The organism is Nostoc sp. (genome assembly GCF_036917775.1).
Lineage (GTDB): Bacteria > Cyanobacteriota > Cyanobacteriia > Cyanobacteriales > Nostocaceae > Nostoc.
The window spans coordinates 13272-37864 of sequence record NZ_JBALEQ010000105.1; the positions used below are offsets into that span (position 1 = coordinate 13272).

Annotated in this window: 12 protein-coding genes; 6 read left to right on the forward strand and 6 right to left on the reverse strand. The window is 41.7% G+C overall.

What is annotated here, in order from left to right; genetic code table 11:
* Positions 1–154 precede the first annotated feature (154 nt).
* The gene (locus V7K69_RS21260; RefSeq protein ID WP_114081308.1) at positions 155–769 is read left to right on the forward strand and encodes a TetR/AcrR family transcriptional regulator; all 615 of its coding nucleotides are present in this window, start codon (positions 155–157) and stop codon (positions 767–769) included.
* Between the two features lie 180 nt (positions 770–949).
* Here the strand turns inward: V7K69_RS21260 and infC are convergent, their stop codons facing one another.
* Positions 950–1438 carry a translation initiation factor IF-3 gene (gene infC, locus V7K69_RS21265; protein WP_094331432.1) on the reverse strand — a complete coding sequence of 163 codons (489 nt, stop codon included), beginning with the start codon at positions 1436–1438 and terminating at the stop codon, positions 950–952.
* A 237-nt stretch (positions 1439–1675) separates the two neighbouring features.
* Between infC and V7K69_RS21270 the strand changes: the two genes are divergently transcribed.
* Positions 1676–3007: a DEAD/DEAH box helicase gene (locus V7K69_RS21270; RefSeq protein ID WP_335037924.1), complete on the forward strand. Its 1332-nt coding sequence runs from the start codon at positions 1676–1678 to the stop codon at positions 3005–3007.
* 205 nt (positions 3008–3212) lie between these two features.
* Here the strand turns inward: V7K69_RS21270 and V7K69_RS21275 are convergent, their stop codons facing one another.
* Together V7K69_RS21275 and V7K69_RS21280 are read right to left on the reverse strand one after the other, a co-directional pair.
* On the reverse strand, positions 3213–4427 hold the full coding sequence (locus V7K69_RS21275) for a DUF790 family protein (protein ID WP_335037927.1): 1215 nt from the start codon (positions 4425–4427) through the stop codon (positions 3213–3215).
* The gene (locus V7K69_RS21280) at positions 4357–5955 is read right to left on the reverse strand and encodes a DEAD/DEAH box helicase family protein (RefSeq protein WP_335037930.1); all 1599 of its coding nucleotides are present in this window, start codon (positions 5953–5955) and stop codon (positions 4357–4359) included. The genes V7K69_RS21275 and V7K69_RS21280 overlap by 71 nt, the downstream gene beginning before the upstream one ends.
* Positions 5956–6067: 112 nt before the next feature.
* Here V7K69_RS21280 and V7K69_RS21285 point away from each other — a divergent pair, with 112 nt between their 5' ends.
* The 3 genes from V7K69_RS21285 (at position 6068) to V7K69_RS21295 (ending at position 13067) form a co-directional block, all read left to right on the forward strand.
* Positions 6068–7369: an adenylate/guanylate cyclase domain-containing protein gene (locus tag V7K69_RS21285; protein WP_335037934.1), complete on the forward strand. Its 1302-nt coding sequence runs from the start codon at positions 6068–6070 to the stop codon at positions 7367–7369.
* A gap of 294 nt (positions 7370–7663) precedes the next feature.
* Complete coding sequence (locus tag V7K69_RS21290) at positions 7664–10804, forward strand: PAS domain S-box protein (RefSeq protein ID WP_335037937.1); 3141 nt, start codon at positions 7664–7666, stop codon at positions 10802–10804.
* A gap of 418 nt (positions 10805–11222) precedes the next feature.
* Complete coding sequence (locus V7K69_RS21295; protein WP_335037939.1) at positions 11223–13067, forward strand: tetratricopeptide repeat protein; 1845 nt, start codon at positions 11223–11225, stop codon at positions 13065–13067.
* A 218-nt stretch (positions 13068–13285) separates the two neighbouring features.
* Here V7K69_RS21295 and V7K69_RS21300 read toward each other — a convergent pair whose 3' ends face one another.
* The 3 genes from V7K69_RS21300 to tftA all read right to left on the reverse strand — a co-directional run bounded on the left by V7K69_RS21300 (position 13286) and on the right by tftA (position 22099).
* Positions 13286–17410 carry a response regulator gene (locus V7K69_RS21300; RefSeq protein ID WP_335037941.1) on the reverse strand — a complete coding sequence of 1375 codons (4125 nt, stop codon included), beginning with the start codon at positions 17408–17410 and terminating at the stop codon, positions 13286–13288.
* 468 nt (positions 17411–17878) lie between these two features.
* A complete protein-coding gene (locus tag V7K69_RS21305) occupies positions 17879–20461 on the reverse strand; it encodes a BsuBI/PstI family type II restriction endonuclease (protein WP_335037943.1) in 2583 nt (860 codons plus the stop codon).
* A gap of 285 nt (positions 20462–20746) precedes the next feature.
* Positions 20747–22099 (reverse strand): hormogonium tapered terminus morphoprotein TftA, encoded by a 1353-nt coding sequence (gene tftA, locus V7K69_RS21310; RefSeq protein ID WP_335037945.1) that lies wholly within the window; start codon positions 22097–22099, stop codon positions 20747–20749.
* A gap of 242 nt (positions 22100–22341) precedes the next feature.
* On the opposite strand from tftA, the gene dnaG reads away from it, so the two are divergent.
* Positions 22342–24285: a DNA primase gene (gene dnaG, locus V7K69_RS21315; protein WP_335037948.1), complete on the forward strand. Its 1944-nt coding sequence runs from the start codon at positions 22342–22344 to the stop codon at positions 24283–24285.
* Positions 24286–24593: the final 308 nt, after the last annotated feature.

Below are 24593 nucleotides of genomic sequence, written 5' to 3' on the forward strand. Positions count from 1 at the left end.
CAGTTTTCCCTGCCTTCCCCACCAAAATGAAAACTGAAAACAAGAACACAGGGATCAAGTAAAGTGGGGGATTGGGAGAAAAAATAACTCCTGTCTCCTGCATTAAATGCCGATTAACTCATTAAAATTCTTTATAAGAGAGGATGATTAATAAATGGTACGCATTAAAACTGACGAAGTTGATCGAGATAATTCGGTTGATAAAGTAGAGCAAATTCTGCAAGGGGCAATGCAGGAGTTCCTCCAAAATGGCTATGCGGGTACAAGTATGGATCGGGTAGCAGTAGCGGCTGGTGTTTCTAAAGCGACAGTCTACAGCCACTTTCAAGATAAAGAAGGACTTTTTAAAGTTCTGATAGAGCAGCTAGCAAGCAAAAAGAACAACTCTATTTTTGGCACAGTACCCATTGAGGGAGAACCAAGAGCCGTACTGCGTGGTATAGGAACCAAAGCATTAGAACTGATGAATAGCGACCAAGAGCATAGTGCATTTATGCGAGTATTAATAGGAGAATCTGGTCGTTTTCCTGAGTTAGCTCAAATTTGTGTTCATGCCATGATTAAGCCAGTAACGGAGACTCTCACTCAATACTTGGCTGCTCCTGAGCTAAAAATACCTGACCCAGAGGCAACAGCAAGAATTCTCTTAGGGGCATTGGTGCATTTTCATATTACTCAAGATGTGATGCATGGGAGGGACATTATACCAATGGAAAGCGATCGCCTGATTGATGCGTTGACACATCTAATCACTAAATGCGCCGATTGATTGGCTATGTCCCATTTTTAGCTGATGGAGTGCTGTTGCCTATCATCTGACTTTTTTGGTTTCTTAGCTTTGAGTTAAAATCCCACGGCTTGATCTGAAAACGAGCAATAGCAATGTTTTCATAGCCGTGGGAGTTTTAAAAGCTGGCACAAATACATCCTCCAGCGATCGCAAGATTAACTAGGCAGGAATGACTTGAACAATTAGTGAGCGTTTATCCAGTGACTGGATTTTACCTACTTGACTGAGGTCTTTTGCAATTCTGTCTAGCAGTTCTCCTGCTTGGTCACGATATTGATGTTCCCGGCCTCGTAAACGAATGGCAAACTTCACCGAATCGCCTTTACTCAACCAACCAACTGCTTTTTCAATACGTAAATTGTAATCAGCAATACCCACGTTTAAACCGAAACGAACTTCTTTTACCGTAGGTCTAGCACTCTGGCTCTGACGTTTTTTCTTTTGATACTGAAGCTTGCCATAATTCAGGATTTTGGCGATTGGGGCCTCTTTGCCTTGAGAGACTACAACCAAGTCAAGCTCTAGGCTCTCGGCTAACTGTAGCGCCTCATTAGTGTCGATTAGACCACGATTGTTATTCTCATGGTCAATCAAGAAGACATGAGGTGACTTGATTTGTGAATTAATCAGTTGCTTTTGGATTGCGATAACGAATTTCTCCTAATTGTTCAACATTTTATATTCCAAGTAATGCTAATTTAACACAACACTGAATCAGAGCAACTTTAACCACACAATGGACTACAATCTGTTAGAATGTGGGACTGCGGCACTCGCTCTTCAGTCTTTGCGTTACTGCCCATCCAGCTTTTCAAGACTTTTTTATCCGTCCGCCTAAGACTGACGCTGCCATTAGCGACAGGCCGATGTTACTTTTGGAGTTTTATGAATTTTTCTACTCTCGGCTTGTCCAATGAAATTATCCGTGCGGTTACAGAGCGAGGGTATACCGAACCTACGCCAATTCAGATACAGTCGATTCCTGCCGTCTTATCGGGTAGCGATTTACTAGCTGGGGCACAAACTGGCACTGGAAAAACCGCTAGTTTTACCCTACCGCTTCTACATCGGTTATCGTCCGAGAAGAACGTCAAAGTTACATCTAATGGATACCGCCCGATCCGGGCGCTGATTCTCACCCCGACTCGTGAACTCGCCGCCCAAGTTGAAGAAAGCGTGCGCGAGTACGGCAAATACTTGCAGCTAAACTCGATGGTGATGTTTGGCGGAGTTGGTATTAATCTGCAAAAACAGCGTTTGAAGAACCGAGTGGATATCTTGGTTGCTACTCCAGGGCGACTACTGGATCATGTGCAGCAGGGCACGCTGAACCTGTCACATATTGAGGTTTTGGTACTAGATGAAGCAGATCGGATGCTGGACATGGGCTTTATCCATGATATCCGCCGCATCCTTGCACTTTTGCCCAAACAGCGACAAAATTTGCTATTCTTCGCCACCTTCTCGGATAAAATTAAAGCACTAGCCGCCGGACTGCTCAATAACCCGAAGATGATTGAGGTGGCACGCCGCAACGTCACCGCCGAGACAATCGCCCAAAAAATTTACCAAGTAGACCGTGACAAGAAACGCCAATTACTTTCTCACCTGATTCGGCGAGATAATTGGTATCAAGTGCTAGTGTTTACTCGTACCAAGTATGGCGCTGACCGTTTAGTTAAGCAGTTGGGTGAAGACCGCATTCAAGCATTGGCAATCCACGGGAATAAGAGTCAGCCGGTGCGTACCAATGCTCTGGCAAAGTTCAAGAATGGTAGCTTACAGGTATTGGTGGCGACAGACATTGCTGCTAGGGGTCTTGACATCAGTGAACTACCCCATGTAGTTAACTTCGATCTCCCTAATGTACCGGAAGATTATGTTCATCGCATTGGGCGAACTGGTCGTGCTGGTGCGTCAGGTGAAGCTGTATCGCTGGTGTGCGTCGATGAATACAGTCTATTGACAGATATCGAAAAACTGATTGAGCAGCGTTTGCCAAGGGAAGTAGTGGCTGGCTTTGGCCCTAACCCCGATACAACGTCCGAACCAATCCCCAATGGACGACAACACAGACCCAAATCTGGGGGTGAAAAGCGATCGCCTCGGACTCCTAAACCTTTACCACGGACATCGGCTAAACGTAAAGCAGCGCCACCCGCAACTAATGGCGAAAAGCCTGGGGCTCGTTCGTCCGCATCGCGCCGTTCTAAGTAGGGACTAGGGATTGGGGATTGGGGATTGGGAATGATCGAATGGCACTAAGTTAATGGCAAAGCCCTGATATAACAAGATTTTTGAGTGTGGGGAGTGTGGGGAGTGTGGGGGGTAAGACTTCTTCCCCGTCCTCCCACACCTCCCACACCTCCCACACCCTGCCAGCAAGTAGGTTTCAGCTTTTCTCAGTGCCATTCCCCCATAATCAATCCATTACAGCTAAGACAGCTTTTGGTAATAACTTATCTTTAAACCAAACAATTCTGGCGGGAACATCATTTAATTTTACTCCCGCCTTTTCTAAATTAAGTCGCTCGGAAATTGCCAAAATTAAATCATCACGTCCAGCCCGCCGCACCTGAGAAAATTTCTTTTGTAAATATTCTGGCCGCCAATAACCAACAATTTCTAATAAGAAAGTGCGTCCATCAGAATGCACTAAGCGAAAATCGGGAATCATCACACTACCGGGAATCGGTATTAAATCAACTTCTCGCTCTAATGCCCAACCGCTTTTCAAAGCATCCCACTTATCAGCAAAGGATGCTTCTAGCATACTATCGTAAGGCTTTCCGGGTGGATAGTGGGATACTAAACCACATTCAGAATTGAGGGTAAAACGTCCAGTTTTCCAGGTATTTGTATAAGCGTCACGGGTTTGGAGAATCGAAGAAAGACTCCATTTAGTAACGTGAAGTAAAGCCGGAATAAGTTTAGCGATCGCTAACCCATATCGCGTACTAGGATTAAACAAACTCGTCGGCCCGTCAATGGTAATGGTAAACCCGTGGTCAGCATCACCTTCAATATAAGCCATCAATTGAAACAACTTCAGATAGCGAAATAACAGCTTATATTCACCCGGAACATTCCGATGAGCATTTAACACCAGTTTACTGGCCTTATAAAATACACCCTGCACCTGAGATAAGTTATATCGATTTAACAAATCTGGCGCTGTTGGTGCATCAAAAACTGTCAAAATTTTATTTTCAGATAAATCAGCATATAGTCCATTCCGAACCTGTTCTAATAAAACTTCCCGCTCAAGCTCTTGAGTTAACTCATCAGCAATTTTACTCAGAGTAGCTTGGGTTGATTCTCGACTAGAAACAGACTTTGCAGCCAACGAAAACACCCGTTCTCTTAACATCTGTGGTTCCAAAGGACTAACCACCTCAAAAGTGCAAAAACTGCTTTTGAGAATATAAGCTAATCCTCGCTTCACCCGGTAATCTGTCGAATCTCCTTCAAAATCAGTCAGTTGTCGCTCAAGCACACCCTGAGTCTTCCCCACTGCTGATTGAAAATAATTAATTAACTCAATCGCCAACTCCGAGGTTTTTTGATCAATCTTCAGTCTCTTCGGGATGATCTCCTCCCCGTTTTGGCGGTGCATCAGTAAATCTGTCGGTAACATCTGAATTTTGGATTTTAGATTTTGGATTTTGGACTGAATAATTAATCTCTAACTGTTCCGCAGCCTTCAAACTCCTTTCCTTCCCACTCCCATACACAACCTGTAACTTCCCTTCCTTCTCCCCTTGTCCCCTTGTCTCCTTGTCTCCTTGTCCCCTTGTCCTCTCCCCTCTTCGCCTAGCCGAAGTCCCCTCCTCACTCGTATCCTCCGCCACCACCTCATACAAAATCGCCTGCTTATTCTCAATATTTCCCTTCCGTAAAATCCTTCCCAATCGCTGAGTATACTCCCTAGCCGAACCTGTCCCCGATAAAATAATCGCCACCGAAGCCGCCGGCACATCAACCCCTTCATTCAACACATGAGAAGCAACCAAAGTATTATATTTACCCTCTCGAAACTTAGTTAATATCTCATGGCGTTCCTTCACAGGAGTTTGATGAGTAATCGCCGGAATGAGCAACTCTTGAGAAATGCGATAAACCGTCGCGTTATCAGCAGTAAAAATCAAAATTCTTGCGGGATAATGTTCTGCCAATAAATCAATTAAAATTCGCAACTTCCCATCAGTCCCCAAAGCGATATCTTTCGCTTCCCGGTGCGCTAACATCGCCCTACGTCCAGATTGCGATCGCGCGCTCATTTGGACGAACATTTGCCAACCTTGCAAACTTCCCAAAGAAATCTTCGATTGTTTCAAAAAGTCGTTGCGAGTTTGAATTAACTGGTTGTATCTTTCCCTCTCAAGTTGCGATAACTTTACCTTAATTTGGACAATTTCATGGTCTGCTAACGCCTTACCCGCCAAATCTTCGGCGCGTTTGCGATATACTTCTTCACCAATCAGAATATTTAAATCAGCGTGTTTACCATCAGTGCGTTCTGGTGTAGCAGAGAGTCCTAAGCGATAAGGTGCGATCGCATATTCAGCGATAACCCGATTAAAATCTGTCGGTAAATGATGACATTCATCAAAAACAATCAGCGCATATTGATTTCCCAACGTCTCAGCGTGAATTGCTGCACTATCATAAGTTGCAACTAAGATAGCTGTTCTATCGCGCGAACCACCCCCCAGCAATCCCACCTCAGCATCAGGGAAAGCCGCTACTAAATGTGCATACCACTGATGCATTAAATCCAAAGTTGGCACTACAATCAACGTCGTGCGCGGCGTTGATTGCATCGCCATTTGCGCTAAATAAGTCTTTCCCGCCGCCGTGGGAAGCACAACGACTCCTTGTCTACCCGCCAGTTTCCAAGCCGCTAGCGCCTCAGTCTGGTGGGGATAGGGTTCCATTTCCAGAGTAGGAACCAAATCTACAGGATAAAATTGCTTGGCCTCATCGATAAAATAAACATCTTCTGCTTGTAGTGCTTCTACTAGCGATCGGTATCTAATTGCTGGAATGCGGAATTTTTCAACTCTATCATCCCACGTCGCATAATCCATCCAACCTTTGCCACGTGGTGGTGGATGCAAAATTAATGTGCCACGATCAAAATTTAATGTAGGGGTACGAGCCATTTATGGGAATTGGGAATTGGGAATTGGGAATTGGGAATTGGGAATTGGGAATTATTTCTATTCCCCATGCCCTATTACCTAGTCCTTTGATTACTAATAACGCAAAAAGTGCATGATTTATCCAAATAACTTACACAAAACTCAACTAGATGCGCTCATTAGTCATGGAATGTCGCATCGGCAAACCAACAATAACCTTGCCGAATCCTACAAAGAACAGCGACAGAGCTTTCTACTGAAACGGCTGCAATTACAGGCGCAGATTATGCTGGTAGCTGGCTTCACTTTAATCGCTTTTTTCCTTTGGGAAAATTCATATCTAGAAGCCAAAATATACGCTTTTAAAATTGGGATTGTCGTAGAATTATCCACTCTTATTTGTTGGGGTTTATGTAAAACTCCTATCGGTCGTCGCCATCCTGACTTAATTTTTTTGAGTTTATGCTGGGTTGTAACTTGTGTTGTCCAAATTGATATAGCTTTATTATTTAATAATCTTGAACCCAGAAGCAATATTTGGACTTTGATGTTTCTTACTCAGGCGACAATTATACCAGTTCAATGGTGGATACATTTAATAACTCAATTGGGAACAATAATTTGCTATTTAATCTTATATTTCTTATATAATCCTATATTGAAAAATCCATCAGCTTTTTATGCTGAACAAGGATTATATTTTTTTTGGACTTGCCTAATTTGTGTATTTTCTGTATTTTTATATGAACGCTTGCGAAAAAAAGAATTTTATGCACGTAAAGCAATGGAATTGGCGCAGCAAAAATCAGAAATGCTGCTACTAAATATTCTGCCAGGGATGATTGCGGAACAATTAAAACAACAGCCTACAACTATTGCTGATAGTTTTATGGAAGTTACGGTACTATTTGCCGATATTGTTGGTTTTACAGAGCTTTCAGCTCGTACATCTCCTACGGAATTAGTCGAGTTATTAAATACAATATTCTGTTTGTTTGACCAATTAGCAGAACTTCATGGAGTAGAGAAAATTAAGACTATTGGCGACGCATATATGGCTGTTGCGGGATTGCCAAATCAGTCTAACGATCATGCTTCAGCAATAGCTAATATGGCGTTGGATATGCAAAATGCTATAGCTATCTTTAATGCAGAAAATAATCAATTATTTAGCATCCGTATTGGCATTAGTACAGGGCCAGTTGTAGCAGGAGTGATTGGTCTGAAAAAGTTTGCTTACGATCTCTGGGGAGATACAGTAAATACTGCCAGTAGAATGGAATCACATGGAATAGCCGGTAGCATCCAGGTTTGTGAAGCAACTTATCAGCTTTTAAAAGATAAATACTTATTCGATAAACGAGGTTTAATTCAAGTTAAAGGCAAAGGAGAAATGATGACTTATATCCTAAAAAAAGTTAATTTAAAAAACTAATGTAAATATGCTGTTTAACAGATATGGACATATACAAAATATATAATTAGAGCGATAATTTTTAGCTTTTTAACCTCTGCTAAAACTCAGCTTTAATCCTTTAGATAGATTCACAGCAAATAACTGCTTTGATATGTACTATTCCGATGATAATAAATATTGAGCGATGTCTACGCCGGGCTGTGACGCTCTCTAAGAGACGCTAGAAGCGAACGTAGACTCGCTAACGCGTCGCATTCTCTAGCTGATTTTGGGAATAATCCTTTAGCTAGCTGCATAAAAGGAGAAGCCACATTGAAAGGAACACGTTCCCTTCTAGCACCCTATGCTGTTGCACTATTGGCTGTTGGTAGCGCATTGTTACTAACACTATTGCTACAGCCACTACTAAAACCAACTATTTTCCTGCTATTTTTTGCTGCCGTGGCGGTTAGTTCTTGGTATGGTGGTATGGAAGCAGGGTTGCTGGCTACTGCTTTGTCTACTTTAGCCGTTAGCTATTTTTTCTTAGAGCCAGTGTTTTCGCTCTTGGTTGCAAGTCTAGACAACATAAGACGGTTAGGCTTATTTGTCCTGGTGACAACATTCATCAGCTTGCTGAACTCAGAGTTACGCACTGCCAAACAACATTTTCAAATGAGTTTACAGAAGTCAAAAGTGAGTGAGGCAAAGTTTAGAAGGTTGGTAGAGTCCAACATTATTGGGGTAATTGTAGCCAATATGGATGGAGCGATCGCAGAAGCTAATGATGCTTTTTTACGAATGGTAGGTTATTCGCAAGAAGATTTACTTGCCGGGCGGGTTCGATGGCGCGATATGATCTCACCAAAATATATTGAAGCAAACAACAGTGCGATCGCAGAACTCAAAGCCAAAGGTGTGTGTCAGCCTTTTGAGAACGAATATATCCGCAAAGATCAGAACTGTGTTCCCATTCTGCTAGGTTCTGCGTTGTTAGAAAATAATTCTAACGAGATTATCTCTTTTGTCCTTGATTTAAGCGAACAGCAAGCTGCGCTACGCGATCGCAAACAGGTAGAACTTGCCCTAAGCCACAGCGAAGAACGCTACCGCGCTTTTTTAGAGCAGAGTTCAGAAGGTATTTGGTGCATTGAACTAGAAGTACCAATTTCGCCAGACTGTCCAGAAGATGAACAAATTCAACATTTTTATCAATATGTTTACTTAGCCGAATGCAACAATGTGATGGCACAGATGTATGGCTGTTCTCGTGCCGAAGAAATTATCAATGCCAGACTAGGAGATTTTCTCATTCCCTCCGATCCACATAATATTGCATACCTGCGTAATTTTATCCGTTCTAATTACCGACTAATTGATGCAGAGTCTCACGAAATAGATAAGCAAGGTAATTCCAAATATTTTTTGAATAATTTGGTGGGAATTGTCGAAAATGGGCTTTTAGTCAGAGCCTGGGGAACTCAACGCGACATCACAGAACGCAAACTAGCAGAAGCAGCACTACATCAACGAGAAGATCAACTGCGCCTAATTACAAATGCTGTGCCCGTCCAGATTTCTTATGTTGATTCTCAGCAGCGTTATCGCTTTAATAACAAGGGATATGAAGACTGGTTTGCGCTTCCCGCTTCCGAAATTTATGGTAAACACATTAGAGAAGTACTTGGAGAGTCGGTTTATCAGTCAATTCTTCCTTATGTAGAAGCAGTACTTTCAGGCGAGGAAGTCACCTATGAAACCCAATTACTCCATAAAGATGGCACACACCATTACGTAAATGTAAGTTACGTTCCCCAGTTTAGTGAGCAAGGAAAAGTTGAAGGATTTGTTGCTCTAATCACAGATATTACACTTCATAAGTTAGCAGAATTCGCTCTAAAACAGAGCGAGAAACGGTTAAAGACGCTAACCGAAAAAGTCCGCATAATTCCTTGGGAGGTAAATGCCACTACCGGAAATTTTACTTATGTAGGGCCGCAAACCGTTGAGATTCTTGGCTATCCATTATCAGACTGGTACATCGATGATTTTTGGCAAAAACATATACATCCAGAAGATCAGAAGTGGGCTATTCAATATTGCCAAGAATCTTCGCTGTCACTGAATAATTACGAATTTGAATACAGAATGTTGGCTGCTGATGGCAAAATTGTTTGGCTATATGACATTGTTAATGTTGTGCGGGATGAGAATGGGCCACAGCTACTACATGGGTTTATGCTCGATATTACCGATCGCAAGCAAGCAGAGCAAGAACGCGAACAACTGCTTGAGCGGGAAAAAGCGGCACGCGCTGATGCAGAAGCAGCAAATCGGATGAAGGATGAGTTTCTCGCCACCCTCTCCCACGAACTCCGCACACCCTTAAACGCCATATTGGGTTGGACGCAGCTACTGAGAAATCGCAAGTTTGATCAGGCTACTACGGCGCGGGCGCTAGAAACAATTGAACGTAACACTAGATCCCTAGCACAACTGATTGAAGATGTCCTAGATGTATCACGGATTATTAGAGGCACACTTAATCTCAGTATCCATCGAATAAAACTTGTACCACTTGTAGAGGCGGCAATCGATACTGTGCGCCCAGCAGCTGAGGCTAAAGAGATTAGCATCAACAGTAGATTCGATCCTGAAGTTGGGGTAATTGTGGGTGATACCAACCGCTTGCAACAGGTTGTGTGGAATTTGCTCTCCAACGCCGTCAAGTTTACACCCAAGGGCGGAAGAGTTGATGTGCAATTAGAGCGGATTGAATCTTCCGTGCAAATTCGGGTAAGCGATACGGGAGTGGGAATTGCAGCCGAATTCCTCCCTCATGTCTTTGAACGCTTTTGTCAAGCTGACAGTTCCAGCACGCGATCGCATGGCGGACTAGGATTAGGGTTAGCGATCGTCCGTCACTTGGTAGAATTACACGGTGGCACAGTCTCTGTAGAAAGTCTAGGAATTGGACGGGGAGCGACATTCATTGTCAATCTGCCGATGAAAGCTGTTTATGTAGAGACTAATACAGCAGAGCCGCCTTCATTTCTGGTGGATGTCGCCGAGGCTGATAATTACCTGCCGAGATTAGATGACTTGCGAGTGCTAATTGTTGATGATGAGCCAGACGCGCGTCATTTACTCACCACCATTCTGGGACAGTATGGAGCGCAAGTCATAGCAGCAGCATCTGCAAGTGAAGCTCTGCTTGCTTTGCAACAATTTCACCCCCATATACTGGTGAGCGATATCGGTATGCCACAACAAGATGGCTACGCACTAATTCGTCAAGTGAGGGCGCTACCAACAAACCAAGGAGGGCGGATTCCAGCAGTAGCGCTCACAGCTTATGCTAGGGCAGAAGATCGCACGCAAGCGTTGTTAGCAGGCTTTCAACTCCACGTCCCCAAGCCAGTAAATCCCTCTGAGTTAGCAGTTGTAGTTGCCAACCTCACTGGACGCACTTGAAGAATTAAAAATTAAAAATTAAAAAGTAAAAATTAAAGATGAATTTAATATTTATTTTGCTTTTTACTTTTACCTTGTTTGATGAATTTTTATAATAGTTTACGAGTATTAAAGGCTTATTAATGAGCCTTTAATACTCGTAAACGGAGATAAAAGGCGGATTTATCCGGTTCAAATACTCGTTAACGGTTTTTTGATGACATGCTACTAATCGCAAAGACGCGATAAATCGCCGTCTCTACAAAGGACTGATTATTGTAGAGACGGCGATTTATCGCGTCTCTTGCCTTAACCGAACCGTATTGTGCTGTGCCCTTACGAAAGATATGGTTTTTAACGTTAATCCATATTTGGTATTTCTTGTCAATGCGTAAGTCCTATAGAATTAGAATTGACGTGACGTTTCTTAGTAGCTAAAGTGTCAGATTCTCTGCCATTGCGCGATCGCTATCTTGCCTTAATCGATGAAATTGTTGAAACCACCCTTAAGGGCAAAATTAGCTCTGTTGAGATGGTGTACCAAATACTGCTTAAAGGAATTACTTCCGGTACAGGGGAGGTATTTGAGTTAGTTTTGAGCGATCGCCTGAATGCCCTCCAAAGCCAAGTAGATGGTGAAAAAGACGAACTCAAGAAAGCCAAAGCTACTCGCAGTTTGAGAGCCATTAAGACTATTCAGAGTCAATGGCAACGTTGGCAAGAGCAAAACAAAGCCACAGAAGCGATCGCTTCAGCAGTTACAGAAATAACCACAGCCCCTTCTGACGAGCGACTGGCGACATTTTTACGGATTACTGACCCAAATCAGAAGTATCCGCTAAATTTGCCACAGCTACAGCAATTATCAAAAGGATTACAGCAATTTGCCCAGGCAGATAGTGATTTAGAACAATTTTCTGAAGGGATTACCCGTGGATTAGCTTCTTGGCAGCGATTGCAAGACAACTTGCTCAGTTGGATGTACGAGCAAAAAGAAGCTTTAGGATTTGGCGGCGTACCGGGAGAACGTGGCCCTTGGGCAAGTTGGGCTAAACAACTCAATAGTGAGTTACCCAAAGCACTGCTTCGCACCTTAGCGATGGAAGAATCGGCAATTGAGTTTGCCCAGCGACAACGGGGAATCACCCTCAGAGATTGGGTAGAAATGGCATTGATTTTACAGTTCTTGCAACGGGGATTAATTAACTGGTTTGACCAACAAGCTTACGATGTTAAAGCCGGGCCAAAGTTGTCCATTTCTACTTTTTTGACCTTTGCAGTGATTTGGAGTCAATTAGCCAGTGGTTTTGCAAGCATTGGCACAGTATACGCCGATGCCTGTTCTCAAATCATGCTCCAGATTTTGCGAACCTTTGCCCAGCGCCCGTATTTTCCCTTTTATGGCGGGATTTTTGCCTCTTTTACTGGCACTTATTTGCGAGATGCCCTAGATTATTTGGATGAACCATTGCGACGAGGTGAGGGAACCCAAGAGAAGGCGCGGATTTTGACGCTTTTAGGTTATTCACAGCGTGCTTTGGGGCAATACCAGCGCTCAATTGATTTTCATCAGCAGGCGTTAGAGATAGCCAGAAATGCAGGCGATCGCGCTTGTGAAATAGCCAATCTCAACCACCTCAGCCGCACCTACGTGCAACAGCAAAATTATGCTGAAGCAATTAACTACAGCCAACGAGCATTAATATTGAGTCGGCAAGCAGGCGATCGTACCGGAGAAGCCAACGCGCTGGTAAATTTAGGTTACAGCGAAGTCATGCAAGCTCAAGAATTAGAGAATCTAGAACCTGAAACTTATGAAGCTGCAATTAACTATTTAGAACAAGGTTTAAAATTATCAGAAAAATTAGGCGATATTCAAAGTAAAGCCTTATGTGTCAGCAGCTTAGGAATCGCTTATCTAGTAATTGGAGAACACCAAACTGCAATTAAATATTTGGAGGATGGCTTTAAAACAGCGCAAGTTTCCGGCGATTTGTATCTCCAAGGGCGGAACTTAGCTTATTTGGCAGAAGCTTATTATCATCTCCAAAATTCTGAAAAAACCGTTTACACAGGCTGTTTGGGAATGTATCTTTTGGAGCAAATTGCTTCTAATGAGTGGCGGCAAGCAGCAGGTTTGCTAACAATTTTGCAGGGTCAAATTGGGGCAGAAGCTTTCCAAAATTTCTTGCAGCAACATCGCCCTAAAATAATTGCGGTTATCGGTGTAGATGGGTATGATTACATTCCAAAATTATTAGAGATATACAAGCAAGATATGTAACTTCTAAAATCTCTGCTTTCTACTTCTCAAAGTCCTCCTTTTTAAGGAGGATTTAGGAGGATCTACAATATTTTTGGGGCTTTGTTGGGTTGCACTTTGCTTAACCTAAGCGCATTGATATATTGCCAAGTTCTGCTCGTCAATAGAATTAGAGGAAAACATATAATAAGTAGGGATACAGTTTAAAATTTATTTTTTAATTGTTAAGTTTTTATTGTCTATTTATCAGTCAACTTATCACGATTTGTCTTAATTAAAAAATCTTGAATCCGGTTGATAAATTCTTCTAAATCTGCAATTAAATTGGCCATACCAGCAATCTCATTTTTGCGACTCAGCAGTTCTAGTTCTTCTGCTGCTTTCTGCATAATTGTAACTCCCATATTCCCACTAGAACCCTTGAGATGATGAGCTTCCCATGCAATTTGTTGAAAGTCTTGAGCAGCGAATGCAGCTTTGGCAAACTCTAAATGACTTTGGCTATCTTCTTGGAAAAGTTGCAAGAATTCTAACTCCACCTCTGTATCGTTATCTGAAAGTTGATGTAAGTATTCCCAATCAATTATTAGGTCGATTAAATTTCTATTTTGACCATCTTCATTAGTAGATGTGGGATCTGGAATCATAACTGCCTCAGAAGTAATAATTTTTTCATTCCAACGCTCTAGCACTACTGCTAAATCTTTTTTATTTACTGGTTTACTTAAATAGTCATCCATCCCTGCATCTCTACAGTTTTGTTGGTCTTCTGCCATAGCGTTAGCAGTAAGAGCAACCACCACAGGTTGCCGATGGCTAGCAAATGAACTTGCTGAACGACGACGAATTTCTCTTGTCGTCTCTAAACCATCCAAAATTGGCATTTGGTAATCCATGAAAATCAAGTCATAAGGAATTTTATCTAATATTTGCAAAACTTCTTGACCATTGGCGACAACATCAGCCTTGTAGCCTAAATTCTGAAGCTGCTTGAGGATGACTTTTTGATTAACAAGATTATCTTCTGCTAGCAACAATTTTAACTTGGGTTTGGTGGAATCATTTATTGGTTCTACCTGGATTGGTACAAACGGTTGCTCAATTCTATAAACATGGGAGTCATCTAGTTTTGTTTGACTTCCTAAGATATTCACGAGCGTTTGAAATAACCGCGATGGCTTCACTGGCTTTACCAAATAACTAGTAAATCCTATGTTTAGCGCCCTTTGCACTTCATCTGTTTGATTAGTATAGGTCAACATGATTAAAGGGATATCAGCAATCACAGGGTTTGCCTTAATTTGTATCCCCAAGTTCATCCCATCTATTTCGGACATTTGCATATCAATCACAGCTATATCATAGGGAACTCCCTGCTCGACACTTTGCTGTAAAGCTTGTAAAGCCGTAGTTGCAGACCTAGCCTCATCTACGTGCATCCCCCAACGTGTAGCTTGATGATAGATAATTTTGCGATTAGTTGCATTGTCATCTACGACTAACAAGCGCCGTTGATTTAAAAGTTCACGTTCATGATTTTGATAAACAGGTTGATGCTGTTTGGTGAAAGGTAACTCAAACCAAAATTTAGATCCTTTATCTATTTGACTTTCGACGTTAATTTCTCCTCCCATCAAATTTACTAACTGTTTACAGATAGCTAATCCCAAACCTGTACCACCATACTTACGGGTAATAGAAGCATCCACTTGGGTAAATGGTTGAAAAAGTTTACTTTGGTCTTGTAATGCCATACCAATTCCCGTATCTGTAACTGAGAATTGGATCGTAGCTGTAGCGTAATTTTCTGATTGCAATTCTGCTCGTACCACCACTTCACCAGTACTGGTAAACTTAATAGCATTACCGATTAGGTTCATCAGAACTTGCCGTAGGCGATTAGCATCTCCTTGGAGATAAGTAGGGACATTGCGATGAATCAAGGCGGCAATTTTTAATCCCTTATGATGGGCTTGAGGAGCCAACAATTCTAAAACTTCTTCAACACAAGTGGATAAATCAAAATCCAGGGTTTCAAGCATCATTTCCCCAGCCTCCAGTTTGGATAAATCCAAAATCTCATTGATGAGATATAGAAGCGCATCGCCACTGACACTAATTGTTTCTGCTAAATCTCTTTGTTCTGGTGTTAAAGAAGTTTCTAATAGCAAACCAGTCATTCCCAAAACAGCGTTCATGGGAGTACGAATTTCATGGCTCATGTTCGCCAAAAAACTACTTTTGGCTTCTGAAGCCAATTCTGCTTGTTGACGAGCAATTTCAAGTTCTTGTCGTTGCAAGGTCTCGGCTTCTAGTAACTTGGCTTGAGTTAAAGCAATGCCTATTTGGTTAGCTAATTCTCCTAAAAGTTCAATTTCCCAGCTTATCCATTGTCGAGAATGACTACATTGATGGGCAATAAGCAATCCCCAAAGTTCATGTTTGAGGATAATCGGGACAACAACGTTAGCCTTAACAGCAAATCTTTGTAGTAATTCAATGTGGCAAGGTTGGATATTCGCTTTTTCGACATCAGTAAAAGCTTGTATCCGTCCTTCACGGTATTTCTGAATATAATTTTCTGTGAAACAAGGGTCGAAAATGTTCTCTCCCAGAACTTTAGGAAAGTTGGGAAACACTGCCTCTTGCAGCGCAGTTAACGAATAATTTGATTCTAGTTGGAAGATTAATACACGGTCTGCCTTTAGAAGCTTTTGCACCTCTGTAACGCTGGTTTTGAGGATTTCATCAATTTGTAAAGATTCACGAATTTTTAGGGTGACATTGGCTAACAATTTCGCTCGCAAGTTTTGCTGCTGCAATTCATTCTCTGCTGTTTTAAGCTGCTGGTAAGCAGTAGCTTGTTGAATTGCGATCGCCATCTGGGTCGAAAGCTGTTGCACGAGAGAGATTTCTTCAGCTTGCCAAATTCTAGGAGCAAGACTCTCAACAACGTTCAGGAGTCCCCACAAGTTACCATCTTGGATAATTGGAACCAAAATTTTGGCTCTCGTCTGCAACGTTTCCAGTAGTTTTCGATGGCAATCACTCATCTCTACTGTGTAGATATCACATACAACTCGAATTTTTTCGTGACGATATAAATCAAACACATCAGTAGCACAACAGGTATCCTCAATCTGTTTACCCCGGTAAGAAACATAACCATTCTTTACTGAGTCAGCCACCACAACCATGCTCCAGTTGGGTTGAAACTGCAAGATCATCGCGCGATCGCAATCTAAGAATGATCGCACCTCTTGAACTGTTGTGTCGAGAATATCCTGTAGATTGAGCGAAGAATGGACTTGGCTAGCAATAGTTGCAATTAATTGTTCTCGCTCTGCTTTTGCCTTGAGTGTAGCTGTACGCTGTTGGACTAGCTCCTCTAATTCGGCGTTGCGATTTTTCAGCAGTGCTAGTTTCTCTGCTTCTAATCGATTTACCTGATATTCCAATACTCCAACTAAATTAGTTAACTCGACTGGATTGAGTACTTTCAGAATACTGGTCTGAGTGACGATTCCTAATAACTCTCCTTGAGTTCCAGTCACAGCTATCCGCTTAACTAAGTATTGCCGCATTAGCTCTTGAACTCTCCACAGAGAGTACTCAGGGCTGACTGAGAAAACTGGCGTACTCATGACAACTTCTGCCTGGAGCTGTTCAAAATCCAGTTCTAATGCTTGAAATTGGACAATATCTCGCTCTGTCAGAATCCCAATTGGTACTTGTATGACTTGACCTTGCGCCACTCGTTCTTTTACAAGTATCACAGAACTCACCCGATTTTCTGCCATCAGACGAGTAATAGCTAGCATAGAGACACTTGGAGCAGTGCAAATCACTTCCGAAGTCATCACATCTTTCGCTAGGCGCAGGTGCAGCAAGTCTATTGGGCGTGACAATTGCTGCAAGCTTTCATGAGTCAATAGTCCAACTATTTCATCTTGTTCATTAAGCAGGGGTAAGTGGCGAATCCGGTACTGCTGGAGTAGATTGACAGCTAAGAACAGATCGGTAAATGCAGATTGGTGTAAGCTAATGACTGGATGTGCCATTATATCAGCGATCGCCAGATTATCCAATCTTCGCATTTGAGAACTGAGTCGAACCACGTCTCGTTCAGTAAAAATGCCTAATAACTGATTCCCTTCAACAATCAACACGCAACTTGATCGCGCCTCAAGATGCCTGGCTTCAATTTCCATATCTGCTTCTCTTGAAGATGAACACACAGTGCGACTACCACTCATCTGAGCGATCGCCGCCATCACAGACGTACTTGGCGAAACGATCAGTGGGTTGCGAACAATCGCTGACTCCAAATCAGCTTCTGTCAAAGCAGTGGAAGATATGAACATTCTTACAAGGACATTTCAAATTTTTAAACTAACACTTTATAATTCCCGTTCTACTAACTTATTTAACACGGGCACTAAAATATAAAAGAAAATAAACCGATATCTTCCAACAATTCAATAACGTACCTAGTTAAAAAATAACTTTGACACAACCCAAGCATATTGCCTTACAAAGGGGGTTTAGAGAATCTTTTCGAACAAAATATCACTAATAGCAAGCCAATACGGTTCGTTTAAGACAAGAGACGCGATTTATCGCGTCTTTGCAATGATTTATGGCGTCTTTGCGATCTAGAATTTTCATCAAAAAACCTTAACCGAACCGTATTGAATACCAAGCAGATTACTGTAAGTAAGTTGGCAGAATAAAATCAAACTATGTAAAGAAAAATGAACTAGCCTAAAACCCTTCTAGCTATTGCCTATTGCCTTATTCCAACGACAATATTTATGCCAACTTACTTAGATTCAAGAAGTTTGCTTCTTTTCTATTTGGTAAGCCTGCAATAGAGATTCACCATTGAAATGAATCAGGTGAGTTGAATCTTCAGCAACCCAAACATCTGTTTCCCAAGCAATCTCTGCCAGATATGCCACCATTGCCTTACGGCTGAGAAATGTTGTTACCATCACCAGAGGGATTTCGGCACTTCTGAATAAGACTTCAAGTTCTTTCTTCCGTTTAGGATTAATTGGCCCATGTGAAGTTACAGCTTCAATCAGCACCAACCAGTTATTTGTTGTGAAGTGAATAATTACATCTGACATTTTGCCGTGAGAATCGATATTAACGCCTAAATTTGTTAATGCTGCTGCATCAAAATGGGCGAATTTTTCATCTGTATCGCCAACATAGATGAGTTTTCCATTAGGTGTAAAACGAGGAGCAAAATCATTAATAATTTTTTCAATCAGAATATTTTGACCACCTGGTGATAAAGTTTTAATATCTCCACCAATTACTATGGGAATACGGGACATTTCGCGTTCTTGAGCATACTTTTTTTTCAAAGTTTCAACTGAAGCAAGATAGGTACAGATACTTTTTTCCCATTCTTCAGTACCGTAGGTTCGTAAGAGTTCGAGCGCACTGTTTTGAATTTGATACACAGTTTTTGGACTATTAATAGGTCGACTTAAATTATCTGGATTAGCAACTATCAAAGCTGCATCCAGAAATTGATGTACTGTCTGGCGGCGAACTGTTTCCCGTGTGTTGGGCTTATAAGTTTTGCCATAATGTTGAGCCATAAAGTCCATTATCGGCGTAATTCCCATCAAAGGAGAAGTTGCAAATTTCCAAGAGTCTGTCGGTTTTAAGCCAAGCAACGCTAGGAGAGTTAAAGCTGACCGTTCGTTCAGTTGTGTTCGGGGAAATCCCAAATGTCTTAATATTTGCAGGGCTTCATCAATTCGAAACTTAGTTACAATTGGATTGTTCTCTGACAGATTCGACATACTCTGTAGCTGATTTTCTATAAGTTCATCAATTTCTTGCAAAGAAGGAAACTGCTCTTTAATCTCTGCCCCTAAAGACAATAGCTGTTCCAAATTAGGGTACTTTAATTTTCGCAAATCTGTTGCATTTACCTGAGTATGCCCATTGAACAACCGAAAAAAAGCATCAACTAGGGTTGAATTTAGATAAACAGCAAGCCCACGAGCTAAAGTAAGGCTAAGTCCCCGTCCATCTTTATGAAAGTAATTCAAGTGATTTTCAAAGCCGACGTAGGCATAATTAAATTGATTGGCATCATAAACTACTGCAACAACACGCTTTTTCTCTTCTTTTGATGAAAATCTTTTGCATAAGACATAATGCTCATTTGGGATCAAAAGATTGGCTGTTTTTTCTAGAGAAACTATCGCTTGAGGCTTTTTGGTGATTTTTGGGTGTTCTACATATCCATTTGCTAAGTTCACCGGATAAATTAAAGGAACAGTATTGTTTTCTGCATTTGCTCTTAAGTACTCTTTTGCTCTAAAATCTACCACCCGTCCGGTTGAAACTGTTAGCCTTAAATCTTTCAAAGTGCAGGGGAAAATTTCAATTCGCTCAACAATTTGCTGGCTAATCTTATCTGGAATAATATGAATAAACTGCTCTCGATCGTTGGGATTAACTAAGGCTGTATATGGTACAGATTGTGACATTATCAAGTCATCATTAGTCCCATAACTGGTATTGATGATGACGTTGCTAGATTTTTGCCTTTGTTTTATAGCTTGGATGATGATAGTTTCCTGCAAAATATCATCATCACTAAATGCTTCTTGCCGCGACTCAAAAAGATGCACTTGTTGTAAAGCCATCATCTCTAAAAACATTTTGCGGAAGTCACGGAAATACGGCCCGTTGCAAAAACTGCGTGGGGTAATCGCTACAAACTCACCACTTGGTTTTAGAAGTTGCGCTGTAGCTGCCATAAAACCAGTGTAAAGATTGCTAGTTTCCAAACCGATGGAATGCAGCAATTCACGCACCTTAGAATTAGCATTAATTTTTAAATAAGGTGGGTTGAGAATAGCATGGGTAAATTTTGTTGCCTTTGCACTATTCAATAAACCAATCTGAAGTAGCCTGACTGCATCTTCGATAAAATCAGTCTCACGAATTTCGTAATTAAAGGAAATACCTACACGTTGACATTCCTTCTTACATAGCTCTAGAGTCTGATGCAAATATCTGATTAGAAAAGGGTCAATTTCATAAGCTACAACGCGCAAACTTGACGGATGTTGTCGATGCTGACATACTTTTGCTACAAAAGCAGCTAGTAATGAACCAATTCCGGCTCCAGCATCAAGCAAAGATATTTCAGGTAAATCAAGCCTATTAAACATTCCAGCCATCAATTCTGCTACTGAGGCGGGAGTGAGAAACTGACCCATCGATGCTTTTTTGTCTTGCCTGAGCTTTAAACTTGCTACAATCCGATGAAGATCGACTTCTGCAAGTAAGTTTTCACTTGATAGTTCTGCAAGGCTGGTAAAGCTCAAACTACTGTTATGACTTACTGATAATGCTCTACTACTAGATTGGAGAATCACGGTCTATCTTCTTAATTGCTATCAAGTTTATATAACAATACGGTTCAGTTAAGACTAAAACTTTGCGATCAAAGTCAATTTTTTTGACGAACCGCAAAGGCGCAGAGGACACAGAGAGAAAAAAGAAATGCTTAACCCAAGCGTATTGCGTTATAAGCCAATACAGTTCAGTTAAGGCTAAAACTCTTTGCCAAAGTCAATTTTTTTAACGAACCGCAAAGGACGCAAAGGACGCAAAGTGTAGAAAGGGTTAAAGTAATTAGTGCAAGTTTATTTAATCAACACTCAAAGGAGTCCTGCTGATTCATATAATCGTTTGAGCATTGCTGAAATCCTTGCACCATAATCTAAATCTGCTGACCATCGCCCTGATAGCTGATCAATTAATGTTGCAATTCCACGTGTGACAAAGCGAAACCTTGGATCTACTACTTCTTGTACCAAAGGTTCTAAACTGGCGTAAGCTTTCAAATGTTGGACGTGTGCCCTCACTCCAATTCTGGCACTTGGAAAAGATGCAGCCTCTGAACCACCACCGATCGCACCTAAACCTGCAAAGTTATTTTGCTCAGGTTTAATATCACCGCCAAAGCGTAAAAATCCAGTTTCTACACACATTTGGCAAAAAGCAATATCATAGTTTACCCCTTCTATACCTGCTTCTTCTCGATAAAGTTTGGGGATATCAGGAAACTTTGCCAAAGCACTTTCGTTATTGTTTCTGAGGAATAATTGCAACTGTATTTCTGAAGTATTACCATTTGACATCACTCGTTCCATTTGACCAGGGCAAACGATCAAATTTGAGCGCAAGCTGACAGTCCGAGTTGCAGCATCCCAATTAACCGCAACATTAAAGTCTCGGAGTTCTATTGCTTTAATATAAACTATTTTTCGATAGGTAATTCGATTAACATTAGCTGCTTTTGAAAGGTTAATTCGCAGCCGATCTACTAAATCAATGGGAATGTAAGCGTTGCCATTAACTAATACTCCTTGCTCTGAGTAATTTTGTCCATTAATATTAATATTAATTGGTGGATAATTTGCTTCGGGTGGAGTGCCAGGAGTAGGATCGATCGCACGACTCCAAGTTACCAATCCATCAGCAATTCCTAAAGCAAAATCGCGGCGACGACTTTGCAGCAAAGCCCGATCCTCTGGATTGCTAAGAAAGCCCACTTGCATTGCCAAAGCTGGAAGTGTTGTCTGGCGACAGAATGCTAAACTACCTAATCCACTATCTGTATCTGGCTTGACTCCCCGATTTGGTAATTGAGGGACGCGGCGCAATAAACCCACTAGCAACTGTTCACCATTGCTTCTGCGATCGCTATTATTCGCAATATAAAAGACGCTAGCCCCGCGTACAGAAGGGCTGTTAGCCGCATTAGCTTGAATTTCTAAGGCAACATCACCCCGTCGGCCACGAGAATTGATCCAGGTGATGGTTTGGGCGGCACTTAAGTCATCGGGAACTGCCAAAATTTCCAAATTCCGCGCCCTCAGTTCGGTGACAATCAAATCCCGCAGCAGAATCATTTCTTTAGCTTCAGTTGTACCACCTGCGATCGCACCTAAATCGATCCCTCCAGCTTCTCTGCCTCCGTGAGCCGCAGAAATAAAAATACGCCCCATTTTAAGTAATTCCTCTGATAAAATTAAATGTAAGCAATTATATAGATCATTCTTGGTCTAACAACAAGAATATAATAGCCATCAGAAGTCTAAAGTCATTTATCCTTTGTTATTTCTCCAAAGTTAATGGCGAGGGATTGGGGACTAGGAACTGGGTAATAGGTAATGGGTAAACTTTCAATCCCCAACACCTAGATCCCTCATCCCCAATCCCCAATCCCCAGTCCCCAATCACTAATCCCATGCAAATCCCCCGCTTGCACCCAGATACAATTGAGGAAGTTAAACTACGGGCCGATATTGTAGATGTCGTCTCAGAATACGTAGTTTTACGCAAACGTGGAAAGGATTTTGTCGGTTTGTGCCCTTTCCATGATGAAAAATCTCCTAGTTTCACCGTCAGCCAGACTAAGCAAATGTACTATTGCTTTGGCTGTCAAGCTGGAGGAAATGCCATCAAGTTTGTCATGGAGTTGGGAAAGCGCTCTTTTGCCGATGTGGTGCTAGATTTAGCACGGCGTTACCAAGTACCTGTCCAAACCCTCGAACCCGAACAACGCCAAGAATTGCAGCGTCAGCTATCTTTGCGTGAGCAGTTGTATGAAGTTCTGGCAATGTCCGCGCAATTTTATCAACACGCCCTGAGACAATCCCAAGGGCAAAAGGCACTTCAATATTTGCAATCTAACCGCCAACTCAAAGAAGAAACTATACAGCAATTTGGTTTAGGTTATGCCCCCGCAGGTTGGGAAACTCTCCATCGTTATCTAGTGGAAGATAAACATTACCCAGCGCAGATCCTAGAAAAAGCGGGATTGATTAAGCCACGCAAGGAAGGAGGCGGTTATTATGATGTATTCCGCGATCGCTTAATGATTCCTATCCGTGATGTTCAAGGGCGCGTTATTGCCTTTGGTGGTAGAACTCTCACGGATGAACAACCGAAATATCTAAATTCACCAGAAACGGAACTTTTTAGTAAAGGTAAAACATTATTTGCCCTCGATCAAGCCAAGGGTGGGATTTCCCAACTCGATCAAGCGGTGGTGGTAGAGGGATATTTTGATGCGATCGCTCTTCACGCTGCTGGGATTAATAACGCCGTTGCTTCCCTCGGTACAGCCTTAAGCTTAGAACAAGTCCGGTTAATTTTACGCTATACCGAATCGAAGCAATTAGTACTCAACTTTGATGCTGATAAAGCCGGAACCAATGCCGCCGAACGTGCGATCGGTGAAATTGCCGAACTAGCATACAAAGGCGAAGTTCAGCTAAAAATTCTGAATTTAGCCGATGGTAAAGATGCTGATGAATATTTGCATAGCCATACTCCAGAAGATTATGGAGAACTGCTAAAAAATGCGCCACTTTGGTTAGATTGGCAGATTCAGCAAATTATTCAAAACCGAGACTTGAAACAGGCTACTGATTTTCAGCAAGTAACTCAGCAATTAGTTAAATTACTTAAAAATATAGCTAACAGCGATACACGAAATTATTACGTTTCCTACTGTGCAGAAATACTCAGTTTGGGAGATACCAGACTTATACCCCTGCGAGTCGAAAATCTGTTAACTCAAATTGCTCCGGCTGCGGCTGCATACACTAAACCTGTATCAGCGAAGCAAGCATGGGGAAGTAGTAAAGTTTCCCACTCCCCAATTCCTACAGAACGCAGTCTTTTAGAACACGCAGAAGCCTTATTATTGCGAATTTATTTACATTGTCCTGAACAGCGTCAAGCGATTATTGCTGAACTCGAAGAGCGAGATTTGCAATTTAGCCTTTCCCACCACCGATTTTTATGGCAACAGATTTTAGAAATCTCATCCGGTGATGGAGAGACAAGAAATTTTGCGTCTCAACCAGATTTAATTTCCCGCTTGCAAGACCATTTTTTAGAATTTAGCAGCGAAATGGGGTTAATTTCCCATTTATTCCATGTAAATGAAAAAAACCAAAAAGAAATACTTCGGACTCCGCAAGTAGTTCAAGCTGCGATCGCTTGTATGGATTTGGTGATGCTGGAAAAACGCTATCGCCACTTTTTGGAACTATGGCAACAAACCGATCCAGAAGCTGAACCAGAGCGTTATCAATCTTATTATCAAGCTTTCTACGCCGAAAAAATCAAGCTCCAAAAAATAGACCGACAACGGCTATTTTCCATCACAGAGTTGCTGTAGCTATGCACTCCTGAGTTCCTTACATCCTTTCCTGATAACAATTCTAGGCAAAAAGTTTCAACCTTAACTGAACCGTATTGTTTTATAAGCGCATTTTCATACAGAAATGGTATGACGTGACTCAATCATCTGAGAGGGTGACAAGGCAACTCTAAGCTAGATGGGACAAAACTTTGAGAAGATGGTGGAGACAAAAAATAGGGAGCATTTTTGTCTGGAGTTTAGACTAAGCCATGCAAAATGACCCAGCAGGGCTGAGTTAATCAGAGACTTAGCAAAAGTATGAATAATCTTAGGTATTAAACAGC

What these genes read in the sequence shown, in the direction of transcription:
- V7K69_RS21270 (WP_335037924.1), top strand. Translation starts at nt 1,676, where the DNA reads ATGAATTTTTCTACTCTCGGCTTGTCCAATGAAATTATCCGTGCGGTT.
- V7K69_RS21260 (WP_114081308.1), top strand. Translation starts at nt 155, where the DNA reads ATGGTACGCATTAAAACTGACGAAGTTGATCGAGATAATTCGGTTGAT.
- dnaG (WP_335037948.1), top strand. Translation starts at nt 22,342, where the DNA reads ATGCAAATCCCCCGCTTGCACCCAGATACAATTGAGGAAGTTAAACTA.
- V7K69_RS21280 (WP_335037930.1), bottom strand. Translation starts at nt 5,955, where the DNA reads ATGGCTCGTACCCCTACATTAAATTTTGATCGTGGCACATTAATTTTG.
- V7K69_RS21275 (WP_335037927.1), bottom strand. Translation starts at nt 4,427, where the DNA reads ATGTTACCGACAGATTTACTGATGCACCGCCAAAACGGGGAGGAGATC.
- tftA (WP_335037945.1), bottom strand. Translation starts at nt 22,099, where the DNA reads ATGGGGCGTATTTTTATTTCTGCGGCTCACGGAGGCAGAGAAGCTGGA.
- V7K69_RS21300 (WP_335037941.1), bottom strand. Translation starts at nt 17,410, where the DNA reads ATGTTCATATCTTCCACTGCTTTGACAGAAGCTGATTTGGAGTCAGCG.
- V7K69_RS21285 (WP_335037934.1), top strand. Translation starts at nt 6,068, where the DNA reads ATGATTTATCCAAATAACTTACACAAAACTCAACTAGATGCGCTCATT.